This is a genomic window from Paenibacillus herberti (assembly GCF_002233675.1).
GTDB lineage: Bacteria > Bacillota > Bacilli > Paenibacillales > Paenibacillaceae > Paenibacillus_O > Paenibacillus_O herberti.
This window is the reverse complement of sequence record NZ_NMUQ01000002.1, coordinates 140516-162858: the sequence shown is the minus strand read 5'-3', so window position 1 is coordinate 162858 and position 22343 is coordinate 140516. Positions and strand designations below refer to the sequence as shown.

The window sequence follows — 22343 nt, the reverse complement described above, 5'->3', positions numbered from 1 at the left end:
TATGGGAATAAGTTTAAATGAAGTAGCACGAAATTTAGATAGTAACAACAAAAAAGTCCAATTAATTTATGCATTTAATGGAACAGGTAAAACAAGACTTTCAAGAGAGTTCAAATCGTTACTAACACAATCTGTCGAGGAGGATGTCGAGATTGAGGAGTTAGAGGTGAACGGTAAGAGGATTCTCTATTACAATGCTTTTACAGAAGATCTATTTTATTGGGATAATGATTTAGAACATGATGCTGAACCAAAACTTAAAATCCATCCCAATTCATTTACAAAATGGATTTTTGAAGAGCAAGGACAAGATAGAAACATTATATCTAATTTTCAATATTATACCGACGAAAAATTAACACCACATTTTAATGAAGAATATACTTTTAAAGATATGAATGGAAATAACGTAACAGTCGATTCTTTTACAGAAATCACCTTTTCATATCAGAGGGGTCATGAAGAGCTCTCAGATAACATTAAAATTTCAAAAGGAGAAGAAAGTAACTTTGTATGGAGTGTTTTTTATTCTCTACTTAAACAAGTTATTGAAATATTAAATGTAGCTGAACCAAGTGATAGAGAAACAAATCAGTTCGACCAGCTGAAGTATGTATTCATAGATGATCCTGTAAGTTCTTTAGATGATAACCACTTGATTGAATTAGCAGTAAATTTAGCAGAATTAATCAAATCTAATGAGTCAGACCTTAAGTTTATTATAACCACACATAATCCTCTATTTTATAATGTGTTGTGTAGTGAGTTTAACAATTCTGATAGACGAACAGGTTACAACGATAAGAAACATTTTAAAAAGCATAGATTAGAAAAGAATGAAGTGGGCACATTCGAACTAAAAGATCAGAACAATGATTCACCGTTTTCATATCATCTTTTTCTAATGAATGAAATCGAAAAAGCAATTGAATCGGGGCAAATATATAAATATCATTTTAATTTCCTTCGAAATACATTGGAGAAAACCTCCACGTTCTTAGGCTATTCTCATTGGAAAGATTTATTAGTGCCAGTCAGAGGAAGCGGTGTAGGATATGAAAACAGGATTCTAAACTTATCCAGTCATTCAAAGCATTCGGGTGAAGAAATTGTTGAGCTCACAAATGATGACAAGAATATATTAAGACATCTGTTTAATGAAATTAATGAATTATATAGGTTTAACAAGATTTAAGGAGGGAAGTCGAATGTACGATTACAAACCCATCGCAGAAGCAAATAGCTATATCGTGTTAGATAAGTATACGAAGATAGCAGAACAAGGGATTGGCTATCAAACAGAAACTAACTTAGAGCGGGAATTGATTCAAGATCTAGTTAATCAAGGGTACGAGCACCTACCAAGTATCATAACTCCTGGAGCTTTGCTTGCTAATGCTCGTGTGCAGTTGCAAAATCTGAATCACATGCAGTTTTCCGATACGGAATGGATTAGATTTTGTGAGCAGTACTTAGATAAACCTAGCGATAACCACATTGATAAAACTCGTAAAATCCATGACGATTATATTTATGACTTTGTGTTCGATGATGGACATATTCAAAATATATATCTAGTAGACAAAAACAATGTTGCAAACAATAAAGTGCAGGTCATTGCGCAATTTGAACAAAAAGGAACGAATACTAATCGTTATGATGTAACCATCTTGGTCAATGGCTTACCGTTAGTGCAAGTAGAGCTCAAAAAGCGTGGAATTGCGATTCGTGAAGCCTTTAATCAGGTTCATCGCTATAGCAAAGAGAGTTTTAATTCTGACAACTCTCTCTTTAAATATGTGCAGATATTCGTAATTTCTAATGGGACAGATAGCCGATATTTTGCGAATACGACGAAACGGGACAAAAATAGTTTTGATTTTACGATGAATTGGGCTAAAGCGGATAATATCTTAATTAAAGATATAAAGGACTTCACAGCTACATTTTTTCAGAAAGATACTTTGTTGAATATACTACTGAAATATTCCGTGTTTGATGTGAGCGATAATCTGTTGATCATGCGTCCTTATCAAATTGCTGCTGCAGAGAGAATTTTGTGGAAAATAAAGAGTACATACCAATCCCGCAAGTGGAGTGCCATTGAAAGCGGCGGATTTATATGGCATACAACAGGTTCGGGGAAAACGCTTACTAGTTTTAAAGCAGCTAGATTGGCTACTGAACTGGATTTTATCGATAAAGTATTTTTTATTGTAGATCGGAAAGATTTAGATTTCCAGACAATGAAAGAATATCAACGGTTTTCTCCTGACAGTGTTAATGGTTCAGAGAGTACTGCAGGCTTAAAGCGTAACATGGATAAAGATGATAACAAAATTATTGTGACGACGATTCAAAAACTGAACAACCTAATGAAAAGCGAAGCGGACTTACCTATCTATCATAAGCACGTGGTATTTATATCTGATGAAGCCCACCGTTCACAATTTGGTGAAGCGCAAAAAAATATTAAAAAGAAGTTTAAGAAGTTCTATCAATTCGGATTTACGGGTACGCCTATTTTCCCACAAAATGCATTAGGTTCTGACACGACTGCTTCTGTCTTCGGCCGAGAGTTACATTCTTATGTCATTACGGATGCCATTAGAGATGAGAAAGTATTAAAGTTCAAAGTAGATTATAACGATGTACGTCCCAAGTTCAAATCTATTGAAAAAGAACAGGACGAGAAGAAGCTCTCGGCAGCAGAAAATAAAGAAGCATTACTACATCCTGAGCGGATTAAAGAAATCTCTCAGTATATTGTCCATAATTTCCGAATAAAGACCCATCGTTTAAATGCGACTGGACAAGGGTTTAATGCCATGTTTGCTGTGAGTAGTGTTGACGCAGCCAAACTCTACTATGAATCATTAAAAAACATACAACATGAGAGTAGCAAATCTCTTAAGATTGCGACAATCTTCTCCTTCGCTGCGAATGAAGAACAAAGCTCGATAGGTGAAATCCTTGATGAAACGTTTGAACCTTCAGCAATGGATAGTAGTGCAAAAGAGTTTTTGAGTTTAGCCATCAAAGACTATAATGCTATGTTTAAGACCAACTACGGCGTAGAAAGTAAGGAATTTCAAAATTATTATCGCGACCTTGCTAAACGAGTTAAAGATAAAGAGATTGATTTATTGATTGTTGTAGGAATGTTCTTAACTGGGTTTGATGCACCTACATTAAATACGTTATTTGTTGATAAAAATCTTAAATATCATGGATTAATGCAAGCTTTCTCAAGAACAAATCGTATTTATGATTCCACCAAAACCTTTGGGAATATTGTTACTTTTAGAGATTTAGAACAAGCAACAGTAGACGCAATTACGCTATTCGGAGATAAAAATACTAAGAATGTGGTGCTAGAAAAAAGTTATAAAGAGTATATGGAAGGATTCACCGATGTGGTAACGGGTGACGCCCGTCGTGGATACGTTGACGTAGTAAAAGAATTAAAGAAACGTTTTCCTGAAGTGGATTTGATTGAAACTGAAAAGGATAAGAAAGATTTTGTAAAGCTGTTTGGTGAATATTTGCGAGTTGAAAATATACTACAGAACTATGATGAGTTCTCAGGTTTAAAAGCTTTACAAACAATAGATATGACTAACCCCGAAGCAGTAGAAGATTTTAAGTCTACTCACTATGTAACGGATGAAGATATAGCTGTTATGCAACAGATTCAAGTGTTAGAAGAAAGAACTGTTCAAGATTATCGTTCTTCCTACAATGATATTCGTGATTGGATTCGCCGTGAGAAGACTGGCAAAGAAAAAGGTAATTCCTCTGTGGATTGGGATGATGTTGTTTTTGAAGTGGATCTTCTAAAATCCCAAGAGATCAATTTGGATTACATTCTTGAACTAATATTTGAGCATAACAAAAAAGTGAAAGATAAAGCATCCTTGGTGGAAGAAGTTCGTCGCTTAATTCGTTCTAGTATAGGAAACCGAGCTAAAGAAAGCTTGGTAGTTGATTTTATCAATCAAGCTGATCTAGATAGTATTCAAGACAAAGCTAGTATTATTGAAGCCTTCTTCTCATTTGCTCAAACTGAGCAAAAACGTGAAGCAGAAGAATTAATTAATACTGAAAATCTTAATGAAGAGGCTGCAAAAAGATATATATTAACTTCATTAAGAAAAGAATTTGCCAGTGACAATGGAACGGAGCTTAATGAAATTCTTCCTAAAATGAGTCCTCTTAATCCTCAATATTTAACAAAAAAACAGAGCGTTTTTCAGAAAATCTCAGCCTTTGTAGATAAGTTCAAGGGTGTAGGTGGAAAGATTTAATAAATCTAAAATAGCGGTTAAACATCAAACTATTTGACTCTCATTCTAGGACATGTCTGAAAACCAAAGAATATATCTCTCCCTGTATATGCTTGATGGAAATGCCAGTTATCTGCTATTGAAAATGTTGATTTCACCCGCTACAATTGATATACCGAACAACATGATGTATGAATAGTATGGCCACTTGGAAGCTATAGCTTCATTCATGCAGCGTTTCACCGGAATCCTGGGCAACCAGGGTTCCGGTGTTTGTTTTTTCTGGGATGTTTTGTCTGGATGACGCTTTCCCGGGGTACAGCCTTTAAAGGCACAGAGCTGCCATGACCCTGGATCAACTCGACTATCCGTAGAGCTGTCTTGTCCCCCAACGAACTAACCGCGGCGCTAACCCGCCCCTGGACTGTCCGTCCTCCCCAAATTAGTAAAGGAGCTTCTGAATCTCAAATGAACTCAAATTCGACATGGCCACCGGAGCCGGAAGAGCGGATACTTAGTTATCGCTTGCTCGTCCTGCTTGCGGTTGTCATTACGGCTGGAATCAGCCAAGGGCTGCTGCTTCCGCTGCTGGCAATTTTGCTGGAACGCGCGGGCGTGCCCGATGATGTTAACGGCATCAATTCTATGGCCTTATATATCGGTACTTTTGCCACTATGTTTTTCATTGAGCGCCCCGTGCGCCGTTTCGGCTTCAAAGCCGTCATTATAACCGGAATTATTATGATAACTGTCGCTACGCTGTTGTTTCCCTTAACATCCGGTTCGTTGGTCGCTTGGTTTGTGCTGCGCATCATCATCGGTATCGGTGATAGCGGGCTGCATTTCGCGACCCAGCTTTGGATGGTCAGTCGTGCACCAGCAAGGCAGCGTGGGAAATTTATCTCTCTATACGGCATGTCTTATGGAATTGGCTTCAGCATCGGGCCGCTCGGCATTAATTTGCTGCATTTTGGCGAGTCGGCTCCTTTTCTTATAAGTGCGGCTTTTTATGCGGCCGTGCTGCTGTTTGCGCTGCGGCTGCCGCAGGATCGGCCAGAGCCGATCCATCGAGATCAAGAGGTGCGAGGCGTCGCCCGGTTCAAAATGGTCTACCGAATCGCCTGGTTCGCGTTGCTCCCGGCGGCGCTTTACGGCATTATGGAAGCTTCGATGAACAGCAGCTTCCCGCTTTACGGCTCCAAAATCGGTTTGGATCGTGAAGCAATCAGTGCCTTGCTGCCTGCACTCGGCATTGGCGGGCTGCTGCTGCAAATTCCGCTTGGCGCGCTTAGCGACCGGGCCGGACGACTGCCTGTGCTGATCGGCAGCGGACTCGGCGGCGGCATCTTGTTCGCCTTTATTCCGGCGGCAGGCTCGAATGTGCTCGTTATCGCCATTCTGCTTGCCGTGGCAGGAGGCCTGGTCGGCTCCTTCTTCTCGTTAGGTTTGGCTTATGCAGCGGACTTGCTGCCGCGCCATCTCCTTCCGGGAGCGAATGTGCTGGCGTCTATCCATTTCTCGCTCGGCAGCATTGCCGGTCCGGTCGTCGGAGGTTTCGGTCTACGCTACGGCGTTACCGGCAGTTTGTTCTATTTACTGGGGGGAGTCTTCCTGTTGTTTGCCCTGGTCGGACTGCTGCTTAGCCGGCGAAGCTCTATTTCTGAACAAAATCGGGCTGATTTAAGGTAATGTTCGGAAAAACAGTCGAATTTCAAACAATTGAGTTGACTTTTGTCGGAAAAGATTTAAAATAAGTTACATTCTCATTAAAAACTTAATTAACTTTCGTATAATTCCGGGAATTGGCCCGGAAGTCTCTACTCGGTCACCGTAATGACCAGGCTACGAAATTTCAGGGTGCGGGCTGTCTTCTGACAGCCGTCGCGTCGGCTTCTATGTCTTTTATTCCGGTTTGCAGCCGGATTCTAGGTCATAGAGGTCGGCACGACGCGGACGAGTTAACCACCCTGAAAGCCCAAGAGAGACGCTTCAGTAAGGCTGCCGAACAGCCGCTGAATTTCGTCTCTCTTTTTTTTGCCGGACAGCAGGTAGACCACATCATTGCTCGAGCATCAAGCGTCCGCAGGAGCAGCCATTTCAAATTTTCAGGGGGTACAGAGAGTATGGATCGCTTCTTCAAGCTCAAGGAAAATGGTACGACCGTTCGTACAGAAATTATGGCGGGCATTACGACCTTTATGACGATGGCTTACATTTTGGCCGTCAATCCCAGCATTTTGTCGGCATCTGGCCTTAGCTGGACCGCAGTGTTTCTCGCAACCGCGCTTGCCGCAGGTATTTTCACTATTGTGATGGGATTGTTCGTCAATTTCCCTGTTGCCCTTGCGCCGGGAATGGGGCTTAATGCTTACTTCGCCGCAACGATAATTGCCTCGCAAAGTACGGATTTGCCGATTTCGCCGGCAATGGGATTAACGGCAGTATTTATTTCTGGAATTATTTTTCTAATACTCACCATTACTCAAGTACGCCAAATGCTGATTACCGCCGTTCCCGATAGTCTTAAGCACGCCATCACGGTTGGTATTGGCCTGTTCATCGCGGCGCTAGGCTTGAAAAACAGCGGTGTAATGACCATTTCGCCGGAGACGATGGTTGTCCATATGGGCGATTTACACACTCCATCCGTTTATCTAACTGTCATTGGCATGCTGCTTATTTCGGTGTTAATGGTACTGCGCGTTCCCGCCGCATTCCTGTGGGGCATCCTCGGTACAACGCTGATCGCTTGGCTCACGGGCAATCTCGACGTCCAGGCGGCGATGACTGGTAAAGACTGGGTTCCTAACTTCAGCGAGCTGAACTTCTGGCATTTTGATTTTGCTGGCATTTTGAATGTGGGTATCGTCACTGTTGTGCTGACGTTTACGTTTGTGGAGTTATTCGACACCTTCGGTACGCTGGTCGGCACGGCCAACCGCGCCGGGTTCATGAAAAATCCCGAAGAAGGCAAAAAACGTGTTGGTAAAGCGATGTTCGTGGACGCGGTCGGCGTCAGCGGCGGAGCTATCCTCGGAACGAGCACGGTGACGGCTTTTGTAGAAAGCTCTTCCGGCATCGCGCAGGGCGGACGCACCGGGCTTACAGCCATTACGACTGGCGTCTGCTTCCTGTTGTCGCTTTTCCTCGCTCCACTCGTTGCACTCATTCCGGGTTCTGCCACAGCGGCCGCACTTATCCTGGTTGGCCTGCTCATGATGCAATCGGTGAAAGATATTGATTTTAAAGATATGGTGTATGCTGTTCCTTCCTTCTTCATCATCGTGTTAATGCCGTTTACGTTCAACATCGCTAATGGCATTTCGTTTGGCGTTGTATCGTACGTCTTGCTGGCACTGATCGCCAATCTGGCGGGCAAAAGCGGTGCTGGCACCGGCAAGGGCAAGTATGCGATTCATCCTCTCATGTGGATTCTCGCTGTGCTGATTGTGCTCCGCTACCTTATGCTGGGCGCAGGTTAAGCCGAACCTGGAAAGTGTTAAACAAGGCAAGTCCACTGCCTTAACGATGGGGTGGAACTGCTCAAGCGTCTAACCATCGGTTTAGCTTGCATCAACAAAGGCCGTTCCCTTTCGAGCTTCTGGGCTTGAAGGGGGACGGCCTTTTGTGTTTAAGTGAGAATGCGTTTGGACTTCTACGTGAATTTTTCCAAAAGGTCATGACTTCAATGATGTGACCGAGGATGACCTTAGCTGTGCTTTATTTCTCACTAATAACCGACCCAAAAAATGTTTGGACTGGAAAACTGCACATGAAGAAATTGATGCGCTCAAGAATATTGAGGTTGTCAAGATTGTTGTTGATTCTGAGGGAGACATAACGTCCGCCCTTAGTTCTACCGAAGGGGCAATAAAAGAAAGATTTCAGTACGTAACGCAGGATACTTATGAGCCTCCAGTGGAACAGAAAGGTTTTCCAACACAATTTTCTAAAACGATTTCGTTGTTTTCATCTTCCCCAAAAAAGCCAGCAGTAAAAAGAACTCCATCTGCATTTGCACTGCTGCCTAATTCCAATAATCCTAATGGTTATAAAACAGGGGCGTTTAACAGAATTACAACACCTGCCAATACAAGTGCGTATACAGGAACTTTTGCAACAAGTATGATTCTACCTGAATATAATGCAAGTGTAGGACAAGCGGCTGATGAAGCAGCACTAATGTATACAGGTATTGGTGATTATACAGAAGCAGGTTTTACGACTTATAGTGGATCACAAGGTACTGGGTGGTTTCCTTACTTTAGAGCGGAGATGCCGCATATAGGAACCAAGACAGGTACAAAACCTGGGTTTTATATAGACACTGCTCGGAAACAAACCCCAGGCCAAGTAATATCTAGCTACAAAGTATACTATAAGACATCGGAAAGCGTACTAAAAATAAGATTCCTGTTAGGTGCATCGGTGTTGTATGAGTTGACTTTAACAGGTCAGTCAACTTCAAATGTTAGAGTTAAACGTGTTGCTTCCATTGCAATGAATAATGCTCCATCACCTACTTCAAAATTCTCAACTCCGTATGCTTCGTACGGTAAGTGGTTTGATTTTAAATTCCTTAAAAATGATGGAGCAGCTTCTGTTTTTCCTACCGATGTTTCCGGGCTCAGTAATGAAACATGGAGTCATGGAGGAAGTATAGATTACATTAAGTCTGGAACAAATCCTGTCTCAGAATCGTTTAAAATTTATTAACATTAATCTGTTGCCGCTCACTGTCGTAATTTATAAGTGAGCGGTGACCTAACGAGGTGGAATATGTTTAAGAAGGTATTATTGGGCAGTTCTATTTTGGTTTCAAGTCTGTTGCTTCACGGTTCGCCTACAGCGTTAGCGTCAAATCCAATACAATTGGAAGCAAATGGCGCAGTTTATTCTGCTAAAAAAGATTTCACAGTAGTAGATGGCCATGTATACGTCAAGTTTAAAACTTTAACGAGTATAATAGATGCTTCCAATCGATGGAATAACGAAACGAGTGAAATCGCCAGGATAATTACTGAATTCAGTGACGAAGCTAATGATCAAATTTTTTGGCATAAGAATTCAAAAAAAGTAACAGTTTCATTGGATGGAAAAACTGAAACGATTAACATGAAACTATCTACAATCACAAAAGACAAAAAAATGCTTATTCCGCTACGTGAAGCAATTACTATGTTGAATAAACTTATCGACATACAATTAGAGTGGGAGGGCAAAGAGAAGAAAGTAGTTGTAACTGGTAAATTAATCTATTAGTCCCTTGGGGATTTGTGAAACGACCGTCTTATGACGAGGAGTCGATGACATCGCCGGTTAATAAACCTTTGCAGCCTTCCGCAAGCTCGATGAGTCTGACAGACGGGGGGCATACGCAGGTTTGCTTGTTGAAGGTGAGGGCAACTCGGGCCTGAACCTGAGAGAAGCGGGCTCCTCCTCTTTAGAAAATGGAGTCGTGATTCCGAGACTTACAGCTATAACGAGGTCTTTACTAAGAGTGATAAAGTTGTTCAAGCAACTTCCAGCTCTAATACTTATACTCGTTGCGAAAGCGAAGGTAGCTTAGGTTTAGGCTTGAGCTTGGACCTGAACACGGCAACGTCGTTCGACTGGTAAAAAGGTGCCCCGCAAGCAGTATTATCTGCTTGCGGGGCACCTTTTCTTTCTTTTTCGGCAAGCGGTACATACCAGGCTCTTACTCCGTCTATACACAGAAAAGACGTGAAGTAGGATGAATGGGAATGGAGCTATTGATGCTGCTGCCCGCGTTGCTTATGGTGTGCGCGACGGCCTTTTTGTGTTTAACGCTTCATTCCAAAATCTCCTCCACTACAATCTGGTAGGAGGGAGCGGCCGCCATGCCGTGGTATATCCTGCCCTCAAGGTCATAATCGAAGGAGAGAATGGCCGAACCCGTGGTTGTAGCTGCTATGAAATCAAACGGAATGAAACAATTGAACTGAATCTGAATAACGTCTCCAGGATTCAGCACGCCCAAGGGAATGTTTTGATTCACGAGAGCAGCCGGTTGGCCATTTACAGTGATCGTTTCATTCAACAACAAAAATCCCGCAGGAGTAAACCCGGACAAGGAGCCCTCTGCCGCTTGGCTGCCGATAGCTGTAATTGAAATCGAGATGGTGACGATCTCTCCCGCTTCACTGAGGGGAGGAGAAGGAGTCGCGATGATGCGAAATGCAGCTGTTGTAATAACGGATAATGCGGGCGGAGATAGGATATCAACCCTGTTGTTTCCGGTGCTAAAACTTACGAGTGCGGAGTTGCTAGCTTGAAGCGGCTGCGAAATGGATTGCGGCGGAATGTTCAGGACCAAGGCGCGGAAAAACACGGTTACCGGCTCAAGTGTAGACACAAGACCGAGAGGGACGCCCCCGGACAAGTCTTGAGCTTCGGACGGAGTACCATTAATGAGCAAGCTGTTCGGAACGTATTGCAGTCCGGCTGGCACATTGTCAACGAGCACAGCGTTAAGTGGCTCACCGGAAGGGACAAGGGCTTGAACGACATAGGATACAATATCTCCCGGCGATATTTGAGCGGCGTCCACTTGCTTTGTCACTTGCGGCAAGATGTCGACAACAATAAGCTCAAGCGTGTTCGATTGAACGGTAAAGAGCCCCTGCTGATTGACGGAATACTGTACGGAAGCAGAAATAGGCTGCTCGGAAGCTTCGACGCCCGTCACCTGAACCGAGAAGGAAACGCCGATTTGCGCCCCTGATGCAAGTATGCCGACAGGAATTCCTGCTTCTAGGTTTATGACTGGAACGGTAATCCCATTCACGGTCACACTGCCGGGTATGAACTCCAGACCCGGCGGCAGAGGAACGAAGCTGACGACGGAGTCCAGATCCAGCACGGTAGATTGATTGACGATGACTAGTGAAAAGTCGACCCTATCACCGGGTACGACGAAGGAAGCGACCGTGCTCAGGCTGGCTTGCGCCAGTTGTATGGGTACGATGAGAGAGGCTGGAGCAACATTTGCAGGTACGATGCCCTCGAATAAACCTGCTCCAGTAGCCGTATTAAACAGATCGGGGACCGATAAGGGAATCGAGACGATGACTTGATAGGAAAAAGATACGCTCTGCCCGGGACTTATCGTGCCCAAATCAACGCCTTGCTCAGGATTGATTCCCGGCTGCGCCGTTCCTTGAACCGTCACGCTATTCACAACGAATTGGGCTCCACTCGGAATGGAGCTTGTAACCGTAAGCTGCGCGTTAGCGTTGCCTATGTTTGTCGCGGTTACGGTATAAACTAGCGTCTCGCCTCCTGTTGCCGCCGCGGCCGAAGCTTCCAACTGCAAGCTTATTCTGGGATCAACCACGAATACAGATGCGGAAGAAGGGGGGACCGAACCACTTATCGCTCTTCCGCTAGGTAAAAGAGTGTCGTACGTTGCAGTCACAGTATTCATCACAAATGGAGGAGTTGGGATCGTATTTACCCTCACTTGATACTGAATGACGGCACTCACTCCTATCGGAAAATTGCCAAGGGAAATGCCGAGGCCTGGCCTTGCTCCCGGAACGGGAGTTCCGTTAACGGTTACAGTATTCGGAATAAACGTAGCTCCGGTCTGTACCGGATCGACGACGGACAGGTTTGCGGTGATGTTTCCGTTATTCGTGACTACTACCGAGTAGGTAATGATATCGCCGACGAAGGTTACGGTTTTATTGACTGTTTTGACCAACGTATAGATCGGCACAAAAACGCGCCTGACAACCGGTGCGGAGAGATTGGTTCCGCTGATTCCTCCTGACATATAGGAGACCGAAGAAGTATTAGTAACATTTCTGCTGGGCGGCAGTGAATCGATGCTGACGAAGAAGGAGATTGACACGGATGCTCCTGCCGCGATATTAGAAAGCGGGATGCCGGTGCCGGGATTGGCATCAGGAGCGACCACGCCGTCAACGGTAACGCTCCCGAGCACAAAAGAAGTGCCTGGCGGGACGAGGTCCGTGAATGAGACATTTGTCAGCATATCGACGCCATTGGTTGTAATGACGCTGGTGTAGGTCAGAATATCTCTAACTGTCAGGTCGGGCAGACTAGCCGATTTGGCAACCGTGACGGTTGCCAGTCCAGCCGGAATAGATAGCTGGTTGGATAGCACGGTCACGGTTTCGGTCCCGCCCTCAGGAACATAAGCGGCGCTTGACGTATTGTTGATTACCGGAGCGGGCAGGGAGGTTACGAGGGCTTGAAAAGTAATCGTTTGGGTCGCTCCAAGGGCAATGGTTCCCAAGGGGATGCCGCTTAAAATCGATGCGCTGGGCTGTGAGGTTCCATCAACCGTTACGCTTCCAGCGACAAAATTAATTCCCGGAGTCAATGGATCTGTGACTACGACGTTCGTGGCACCGCCTGGTCCGCTATTTGTAATGACAATGGTGTACGTAATCGTGCCGCCAAGAACAACGCTAGGTACATTGGTGCTTTTGACAAGGGTTACTGGCATTGTTATCACCGCCTTTTATTCTGAAATATCGTGCACCGTAATTTGATATGGCGGCGCCATGGCCGAGCCGGTGAATCTGCGTCCTTCGAGTGTATACCGCCAAGCCAGGAATGCGTTTCCGGTAAAGAACAATCGGGGAAAAGTTGCTGAAATCTGATATGAAAACCGAACCAATTGAACAGAGCCAGGCGGCGCGTTGCTAATTTCAAGAGTCGAGAATTGGAGCTGAGCCGGCTGGCCGTTAACGGTTAATGTTTGCGGCAGCAGTGTCACTCCTGACGGAACAAATCCGCTTAAAGTCAGGGATGCCGACTGGCTGCCGATCGATGTAATCGTAATTAGAACCTGTACCGTCTCTCCTTTTTCGCTTACTAATGTGTTTGGAACAGCGGTAATTCTAAAATCCGCCACCGTTACAACGGTAATCGTCGGATTGGAGAGAACCGTAAAATCAGCCGTGAATCCTGTAAGGTCTCTGAATCGGACTCGGGCAACATTGACTGCCTGCAGCGGCTGTAAACCAGACAAAGGTAAAACGGCCGCCCGGAAGGACACCGTGGCCGGGGTTGCCTCGGATATTTCCCCGAGCGGCAAGCCTGCTGCCAGGTCCTGTAATACAGAAGGCCGTCCGTTAATGGCCAGACTGTTCTGCACGTAGCTGAGCCCTTCCGGAATAACATCGGTCAGCAGTGCGGAAAGGGTCGGTCCTGAAGGCAAGGCGACGGTAATGACATACGTAACAACATTGCCTGGCGAAACTTGGAGAGCATCGACCCGCTTAGCTACTACAGGGGGCTCGGAAGAGACGATGAGCTGCACCGAATTCGAAAAAAGGATCGATTCCACGGAATCCACGGTGAAGGTGACTGATGAAATGACAGGCTTCCCTGAAGCATCGTCGCTGCTGACGAATACGGAAAAAGAAACGCCGATCTCTGCTGTCGGCCCAAGAAATCCGATGGGAACGCCGATAAGCGGATTGGCTGCAGGTACGAATTGGCCGTTTACATTAACGCTTCCAGTAAGAAAGTCCAGCCCGAGCGGCAGCGGAACACGCACAATCAAGTTATTCAACGGCAGCGAGCCGTCATTCGAAATCGTTATGATATACTGCACGAGGTCTCCCGGTATGGTAAAGCTTTTATTTGCCGTCAGTACGACTGACACGGAGCTAGGCAAAACGATCCCCTCCCTTATTACTCCACATGCCCTTCTACTGCGATCGTATATCTAGCTGCAAAAGACAACCCTCGATACGTTCTATCTTCAATTGTGTAGCGCCAGCTTAGGGCGGCTGTGCCGATCATTTCGTCGCCGGCATAATTCGGAGCAATGAGTCCGGCAAAGCGGATGAGAATAACGGAACCGGGCGCCAGCAATCCGAGCGGCAGCAATCCGTCCTGGATCGATATTTGCACACCGTCGACGGTCAATGTATCCGGTAGCAGCATCATTCCTTCAGGAACGAAGCCGGATAGGAAACCCTCTGCGGGCTGGCTGCCGACGGCCGTTACCGTAATCGTAATCCATACCGTTTCGCCTGGCTCGCTGACGTAGACATCCGGCTGTGCAGATACTCGAAAAGCCGCGCTTGAAATGATTGTCAGCACTGGCTCCGTCTCCACCGTGGTTATGATGCCTTCCTGTCCGGTGAAACGGACAACCGCGCTGTTCTGAACATTGAACAGCTGTGAAAGCGGCTGTCCCTGAATGGGCAGAACCTCGGCCCGAAAGAAGACAGTTGCCGGGGAGATGCCGGAGACGGGACCAAGCGACACTCCTTCCGCCAGATTTTGAGAGAGCGAGGGTTGACCGTTAATGAGCAGGCTATTCGGTACATATCGCAGCCCTGCTGGGAGCGAATCCATGAGGACGGCGTCTTGCGGAGGCCCCGTTGGAACGCTTGCGGTAACGACGTAGGAGAGAATGTCGCCGGGAGACGCTTGCTGGGTGTCAACCGACTTGGTAACGATGGGCGGGTCTGAGGTGACTTGCAGCTCTACCGCATTGGAAGGCGTTGTTTCTTCTTGTGAGCCGACGATATAACGGACAAGAGCGACGGTCGGCAGCCCCGAAGCGGCTGAACTGATTACGCGAACCGCGAAGGATACGCCGATATCAGCTCCTGCTCCCAGCAGTCCAACGGGAATTCCGATCAGAGAATTGGCATCCGGCAAAAAAGAGCCATTCACATTAACGCTCCCTGCAATAAACTCCAATCCGGGCGGCAAGATGAAGCTGGCTGTCATTCCGCTCAGCCCCACAGCGCCGTCGTTGTTGATGACAAGCACATATTCGACGATGTCTCCAGGGGCGACAACGGACTCGCTGGCGGATAACCGCGCCAAAGCTGAAGCCGTTCGCACCGGAATGCGCAGTGAAGCAGGCTCTGCATCGACGGTTAAGACGCGGCCGCTGGGAGTGCGGAATAAGGCGGAGCCATACGCTTCATTGATGAGCACTCCGCTTGGAACCGAGGCGCCGACCAGGACCTGATAGGAAAAAGAGGCGCTCTTCCCCGGCTCAATTAAGCCAAGGTATATGCCTTGACTCGGGTCGGCGCCAGGCAGCGGTACGCCGCCGAGTGTAACGCTGCCGGGCACGAAGGCCGAGCCCGGCGGGATACTGCTGCCCGCCGTCAGCTCGCCGGCCAAATTGCCATCATTGAAGGCGGTCACGGTATAAACGACGACCGAGCCAGCTGTAGTTTCGGTTACGGAAGCGGTCAGCCCCAAGCGAATCCGCGGCCCGGCGACAAATGTGGTCACGACATTGGAAGCGGCCGTAGCGCTGCCGGTCCCAATGTCATACTGTACGATGGATTGATTTTGCACATTTTCATAGGGTGGAGCCATCAGGGGCCTACCGTTGTGATTGTCACCTGGAAGGTTACCGTAGCGGAATCTCCTGCTGCGATCGTCCCGATCGGAATGCCCGATGAAGGGCTTGCGATAGGCAATGGAATTCCATTCAGTGTGACGCTGCCTGGCACAAAAGCTGCTCCTGTTGGTACAGGGTCGACAAGGACGACATTGCTGACCGCCGAAATGCCGCTGTTCGTCACCACGATGGTATACGTCAGTGTATCTCCGACAACGGCATCGATAGATGAGGCGCTTTTGACTACAGTCACATCCGGTGAGGACACAGGGATAACAAGCGTATTGGAAGTCACGCTGCCTGAAATGGTTCTACCGTCAGGCGGGCTAAACGTGAATGTGGCCGAGGCCTGATTGCTGAGCGACTGTGATGGCGGCAGCGTGCTTACATTCACTTGCAGTGAAATGACGATGTTCACACTTGCTCCCGGCGCCAGCACACCAACGGGAACGCCAGTCTGCGGATTGGCTCCCGGTTGCGGAACGCCATTGATCTGCACGCTGTTATTGACAAATACAGCTCCTGCCGGAATGGTGTCCGACACGGTCAGGGTAGCTGGATAGTTCCCGGTATTGGTAGCGGTCAAGAAATACGTAATCGTATCCCCAACAGTTGCCTGGGTCCTGTCCGCCGATTTGACGAGTGTGATGATCGGCTGGTACACCGGTGTAAGGACCGGAAGCGAGATGGAGGTTCCGGCGAGAGCGCCGGAGGTGAACGCTGCGGCAGCCGTATTGGTCAATGTTGGCGGCGTTGGCAGTGCAGTCACGAGCACACTGAACGTTATATTAACGTTGCTTCCTGGAGAGATGCTGCCGACCGTGATGCCTGTGGCTGGATTCGCCGACGGTTGTGAGACTCCGCCTACGGTGACGGAGCCCGCGATAAAAGCAGCTCCCGCTGGAATAGCATCCGAAACAATTGTATTGTTGACCGTTTCGATGCCGCTGTTTGCCACATTTATCGTGTAGACAAGCGTATCCCCGACTACTGCATCAATTGCGTTTACGCTTTTGGCTACTTGCACATTGGGCGAGGAGACAGGGAAGGAAAGCACATTGCTGGACACGGATCCGCTCAGCGTTCGGCCATCCGGAAGGGTATAGACGAAGGCAGCTGTCGCCCCATTGGACAGTTGCTGTCCGACGGGTAGTGAAATGATGACGACGGAGAACATGACGCTGACTGGAGTGCCATTCACTGAGCCAACCGGAATGCCTATGGCCGGATCGCCCCCAGGAACAGGCACACCTCCGACGATGACGCTGTTGGGCACCAAGCTTGTGCCGAGCGGAATGAGATCGAATACGGTAGTCGTGGCGGGATAGTTGCCCGTGTTGGTCAACGTGATCGTATACACAACCGTGTCTCCGACCGTAGCGCTTGAGGTGTTTGCCGTTTTGACTGCGGCCAAGATCGGTTGATAAATAGGCGTGACGACCGTGTTGGAGAAGGCTGCTCCTGAGAAGGTTCCGCTCGTGAAGCTGGCCGATGCCGTGTTGGATACTTGAGCCGGACTCGGCAGTGAGGTGACCAACAGAGAAAACGTAACGGTGGCTGAGGCCCCCGGAGCAAGCCCGGTGACGGGAGCTCCGGCAGCCGGATTTGCTCCCGGAATAATAATACCGTCCACGGCATAGCTGCCCGGTACGAATGCCGTTCCTGGAGGCAGCGGATCGGTAAACACGATGTTGCTCAGAGCCGACAAGCTATTGTTGATTAACACAACCGTATAGGGGATCGTGTCGCCGACGGAAGCGGCAGTCAGCCCTGCGGCGATAGTCAGCGACAGATTCGGCGCCGATACCGGGATCGGAAGTAAATTGGAGGAGGTGCTGCCGGTAAATGTACTTCCGCTCGGCAGCGTGAAGCTATAAGCTACGCTTGCTTGGTTGGTAATGACCTGCGGCGTCGGCAATGACGTAATGTTCAGCGAAAAGGACACCAGCACGGTCTGGCTCGGAGAGACTACGCCGATCGAGATTCCGGCTGACGGATCGGCTCCCGGCTGCGGTACACCGCCGACGATAACGCTGTTCGGCACTAAAACGGTACCGGCAGGGATTGGATCGGTTACCGTCGCAGTAGCGGGGTAATTGCCGCTGTTCGTCACTGCCACTGTGTAGCTGATCGTATCGCCGAGCGTCGCGCTTGTTGTGCTCCCGGTTTTAACTGCGGCCAAGCTTGGCTGATAAATCGGAGTTGAGATCAGCCCAGATTGGACGGTAGCGGAAAGCGCGCCGGAGGTGAAGCTGACGACAGCCTGGTTGCCAACAAAACCGCCGAGCGGGACGTTAGTCACGGTAACGCTAAACGCTACTGTAGCACTGGCTCCCGGCGCAAGGGTACCCAGTTGAATGCCGGCGGAAGGCACCGTGGCGACCGGCACGCCGTTCACCGTTGTGCTTCCGGCGACAAGCGCCGTCCCTGCGGGAAGTGCATCGGTCAGCACAACGTTGTTGATGGGATCGATGCCACCGTTTAATACGGCGATGCTGTAGCTGATCGTATTGCCGACTGCGGCATCGAGCTGAGGCGTTGTTTTCACCACGGTGACATTAGGCGGCGAAACAGGGATGCTAACTGTATTGGATAGGGCGGAACCGTTCAGCGTCCGGCCGTCCGGCGGCATGAAGGAATACGTGGCAGACGCCTGATTGACATAGATTTGCGGACTTGGCAGCGTATCGGCGGACAGGGAGAAGGTGACCGCCGTGCTCGCGCCAGGCAGCACATTGCCGAGGTTGATGCCCGCGGTCGGATTGGCGCCAGGCAGCGGAACTCCATTTGCCGACACGCTGTTGAGCACGAAGGACATACCGGTGGGAAGTGTGTCAAAAAGCGTCACATTACCTTGCAGATTGCCGCTGTTTGCAACGACGATCGTATAGGATACTGTATCTCCGAGTGTAAGGGCAGTGCGACTGGCCGTTTTAGTCAGCGAGATCTGCGGCTGTGTAATCGGTGTATTCGTCACATTGGATGCAGACGTACTGGAGAAGCTGCCGGAAGTAAAGCTGGCGATAGACTGGTTGTTGATCTGGGATGGTATGGCCATCGTTACATTCACCTCGAATTGGACGGTGGCTGAAGCCCCCGGAGCCAGAGTGCCAAGCGGAATGCCGGATGCAGGCGATGTGACAGGGAGCAGAATCCCCTGGACGATGACCGTGCCAGGTACAAACGCGGTGTTAGGAGGCAAAATGTCCGAGAGCACGACGTTATTAACCGGAGAAACACCATTATTGGTGACTACAACGGTATAAATCAGCGTATCTCCAACGATGGCAGAAACTTGGTTGAAGTTCCCGACCAGACTCACGTTCGGGGAGGATACCGGGATGACGATCGTATTCGATGAGAGCGTGCCGATAATCTGTCTGCCTCCCGGCAGTGTGTAGGAATAGGTGCCAGAGGCGGAATTGCTGACCGTCTGCGGAGATGGAAGCGACGTAACGGCCACGACAAAAGCAATCAGCACTACGGCGCCGGGACTGATGAGCGGCAGATCAATTCCAACCTGCGGGTCAAGTCCCGGAGCAGGCGCTCCATTGATGGTCACGGTGTTTGCGACGAATGTTAGTCCAGTCGGTAGAACATCTTTCACCGTGAGCACAGCGGCTGTATTGCCGGAGTTGCTTATACTCAGCGAGTAGGTGAAGGTGTCACCGACAGTCAGCGCGCTTGAGCTGGCTGTTTTTACGATGGTAAATACGGGCTGCAGCACGCTCACCGACACAACTCCCGATGCAGCGGCCCCGGCAAAAGCGCCGGAGGTGAAGGCGGCCTTGGCCTGGTTCTGGACGAAGCCTGAGGCTGGTATTGCGTTGACCGCTGCCTGGAACACAATCGTGGCGCCGCCCCCTGCGGCGATGTTGCCGATGGAGATGCCAGTATTGGGATTGGCTCCTGAGACGGAAGTTCCATTCACAGTCACGCTACCCGTTTGAAAGACTAACTCCGGCGGCAACGGATCGGATACGATAACACCGCTAATCGGAGAAGCGCCGCTGTTTAGCAGCGTTAGCGTGTAGGTCAGCACATCTCCTACGGCAGCAGAGGATGCACTGGCGCTTTTGGCTATGGACACATTCGGCGACGAAGCTGGCAAGGACACGGTGTTTGACAACGCACCGCCGCTAAGGATTCTTCCGCTAGGCAAAGTGTAGCTATAACCGGCTGCCGCCTGATTAGCCAGCACAGGTGGAGATGGCAGTACGTTCAGCAGCAGTTGAAACGTCACGGGAATGCTGCCTCCCGGCGCGATGGTGCCGGCGCTGATGCCAGTCACCGGATTGGCTCCCGGCACCGGCGTGCCGCCGACTGTCACACTCCCGGGGATGAAAGAAGATCCGAGCGGTATTGAATCGGTTATCGTCACGGCAGCAGCGATATTGCCGCTGTTGCTTGCGTTCACCGTATAGGTGACCGTATCGCCGACCACGACGGAGGTGGTACCAGCTGATTTGGTCAGCGTGATAACGGGCTGATAGACCGGCGTCAGGATCGTTCCGGATAAAGCCTGGCCGGTTAGCGAGCCAGAGTTGTATGCGGCTTTGGACTGGTTGGACAGCTGCCCGCCTGTCGGCACCGAAACGACGCTGATTCGGAACGTCACTGCGATGGATGTTCCTGCTAAAATTGTGCCGACTGAGATACCGGCTGAAGGCGATGCTGTCGTTTGGGCGATGCCGCCGACCGTCACGCTGCCGGACACGAAGGAAGCACCGGCTGGGACCGGATCGGTCAGGATTACATTTGTCAGGGCGCCGATGCCGCTGTTCGTGATGACGCTCGTATAGGTCATCGTATCGCCAACGGTAAGATCGGGCAGGCTGGCCGTTTTAACTACGCTGACGCTGGGAAGGCTGACCGGAATCGTCAGCGTGTTCGATGCAGCCGATCCCGAGAGGGTGCGGCCGTCCGGCGGCTGATACGTATAGGCGGCTGTCGCCTGGTCGGTCAGTTGTGGTGGCGTAGGCAAGGAGGTGACGATGACCTGGAACGTAATCGTTGAGCTGCCTCCGGCCGCGACGCTGCCGATTGAGACGCCTGTGGCGGGATTGGCGCCGGGAACGACGGAGCCGTTCACTCGGAAGCTGCCCGACACATACGTGCTGCCGACTGGGATATTGTCCGTAAGCACGGCGGAGGCGGCGATGCTGCCGCTATTCGTAGCGAGAATCGTGTACGTGATCGTATCGCCGACTGTTGCCGCCGCCGTGCTTGCTGACTTCGCGAGGGCGAGCACCGGCGCGTAGACCGGAGTTGACACCGTGTTGGACGGGATGACGGCCGTAATTGTGCTGCCACCTATGATGTTGAGGAAGGAAAAGGAGGCGCTCGCCGTATTGTTGAGCTGCGGCGGACTGGGCAGAGCGGTTACGACGGCCCGGTAAGTGGACGTCACGCTGGTGCCGAAGGCCAGCGTGCCAATCGCCACGCCGCTGCGGATGTCCGCCGTTGGTCTGGCGACCCCGGCCACCGTTACGCTGCCGCTGACGAAGCTCAGGCCCGCCGGAAGCGGATCGGTAAGCACAACGCTCGTGACGTTGGCGGTCCCGCTGTTTGTGATCGTAACCGTGTAAGTAATCGTATCGCCGATGACAGCACCGGATACGTTTGCGCTTTTGGCCACCGTCACATTGGGCGAGTTGATGTTAATCTGAATGCCGTTGGCATTCATGATGTAGGTATCTCCGGACGTCGTTAACGTCAGGACAGCGCTAGTCTGGCTATTAACCAGCGTGGATGAAATATCTACATTGGTGATGTCCCAGCCTTGCCGTCCCCCGATAATATTCGTGCCCGGTGCACCATTTGTCTGGTTGAGCGTTCCGAACGATCCTGTCGTATTGAGCGCTCCGGTGTCGTTGTTGATTTGCGATGCAAAAAAATTGGCCGCAAAGTTGTTTGTGCCGGACAACGCCGTAAGCGAAGTGGAGGTAGGGCCAAACAAAGCCTGATCTCCGGTCCGGTTGGCATCCCCTTCCTGCGAGCTAAACAGCGCTCTTGCGCCCAGAGCTCCCGATATCGGCGTCGCGAAACCTGTAATGGGAGTTGTCGTTGAGCCGGTGGTGCTGACAAAGATGGAGCCGACCCGCAGTGACATGTTGCGGAGCGGCAGCGAAGCATTGCTGTAGATGACGGCCAGCGTCCAGCCGCAATGATTCACAGTGGAATCGCCGGTGATGACGATGGTTCCAACAACGCTGCCGGTCGTGTAGGTACCGGCTCCAGCTGCCTGCACGAGCGTAGTGACATTAGCCGACCGGACGTAGGCAAGGGCGCCGGAAACACTGATTCCGGTCTGGGCCGTGACGCTGTCGGGGACAATAGAATTCGTGCCACCAGGCGTGATGAAGGTGACGGGGTTGTTGATCGCTGTAGTTAAGTTGACACTGCCATTGACGTAAGTTCCGCCCCAGATCAGCTCGGCGTAAAGCACCGTGCTGCCGGCGGGAAGCGTCAAAATGGCAGATGAGCTGTTAGCCGTATACAGATCGGTCGTTCCAAATGGGTAGGTGCCGTACCTGACTGCGGTATTGGTCGTGATGAACGCACCGATGCTGTCGGTCGTGCCGGGTACCCCGGCAGTATCAGAGCGGCTCAGGCCTAATGTATTGCCCGTAAAGGTCATCGCGCCTGCTGCATTGAATGTTGCCCGCACGATTAAAGGG

At 49.6% G+C, this 22343-nt stretch carries 9 protein-coding genes, 1 pseudogene and 1 riboswitch; of the genes and pseudogenes, 6 read left to right on the top strand and 4 right to left on the bottom strand.

Annotated elements, in window-relative coordinates; translation table 11 throughout:
• The first annotated feature begins 1 nt into the window (after nt 1).
• The 6 genes and pseudogenes from CGZ75_RS13320 to CGZ75_RS13295 all read left to right on the top strand — a co-directional run bounded on the left by CGZ75_RS13320 (nt 2) and on the right by CGZ75_RS13295 (nt 9548).
• Nucleotides 2-1195, top strand: coding sequence for an AAA family ATPase (locus tag CGZ75_RS13320; RefSeq protein WP_089524807.1), 1194 nt, complete (start codon nt 2-4; stop codon nt 1193-1195).
• Nucleotides 1196-1208: 13 nt separating this feature from the next.
• Nucleotides 1209-4307 carry a type I restriction endonuclease subunit R gene (locus CGZ75_RS13315; protein ID WP_089524806.1) on the top strand — a complete coding sequence of 1033 codons (3099 nt, stop codon included), beginning with the start codon at nt 1209-1211 and terminating at the stop codon, nt 4305-4307.
• Nucleotides 4308-4754: 447 nt separating this feature from the next.
• Nucleotides 4755-5975: an MFS transporter gene (locus CGZ75_RS13310; protein ID WP_089524805.1), complete on the top strand. Its 1221-nt coding sequence runs from the start codon at nt 4755-4757 to the stop codon at nt 5973-5975.
• Between the two features lie 76 nt (nt 5976-6051).
• Nucleotides 6052-6151: riboswitch (purine riboswitch) on the top strand.
• Nucleotides 6152-6409: 258 nt separating this feature from the next.
• Complete coding sequence (locus CGZ75_RS13305) at nt 6410-7768, top strand: NCS2 family permease (protein WP_089524804.1); 1359 nt, start codon at nt 6410-6412, stop codon at nt 7766-7768.
• Between the two features lie 152 nt (nt 7769-7920).
• Nucleotides 7921-8063: pseudogene (locus CGZ75_RS26485) on the top strand (IS30 family transposase); the annotation flags it as partial.
• 1002 nt (nt 8064-9065) lie between these two features.
• The gene (locus CGZ75_RS13295; RefSeq protein WP_089524802.1) at nt 9066-9548 is read left to right on the top strand and encodes a hypothetical protein; all 483 of its coding nucleotides are present in this window, start codon (nt 9066-9068) and stop codon (nt 9546-9548) included.
• 550 nt (nt 9549-10098) lie between these two features.
• Here CGZ75_RS13295 and CGZ75_RS13285 read toward each other — a convergent pair.
• The 4 genes from CGZ75_RS13285 to CGZ75_RS13270 are packed head-to-tail and all read right to left on the bottom strand — an operon-like array spanning nt 10099 to nt 22303.
• Nucleotides 10099-12783, bottom strand: coding sequence for a DUF7507 domain-containing protein (locus CGZ75_RS13285; protein WP_089524800.1), 2685 nt, complete (start codon nt 12781-12783; stop codon nt 10099-10101).
• 15 nt (nt 12784-12798) lie between these two features.
• Nucleotides 12799-13962 carry a COG1361 family protein gene (locus CGZ75_RS13280; RefSeq protein ID WP_089524799.1) on the bottom strand — a complete coding sequence of 388 codons (1164 nt, stop codon included), beginning with the start codon at nt 13960-13962 and terminating at the stop codon, nt 12799-12801.
• A gap of 17 nt (nt 13963-13979) precedes the next feature.
• Nucleotides 13980-15638 carry a COG1361 family protein gene (locus CGZ75_RS13275; protein ID WP_089524798.1) on the bottom strand — a complete coding sequence of 553 codons (1659 nt, stop codon included), beginning with the start codon at nt 15636-15638 and terminating at the stop codon, nt 13980-13982.
• Nucleotides 15638-22303, bottom strand: a complete 6666-nt coding sequence (locus tag CGZ75_RS13270) for a DUF7507 domain-containing protein (RefSeq protein WP_425436514.1) — start codon at nt 22301-22303, stop codon at nt 15638-15640. The genes CGZ75_RS13275 and CGZ75_RS13270 overlap by 1 nt, the downstream gene beginning before the upstream one ends.
• Nucleotides 22304-22343 lie beyond the last annotated feature (40 nt).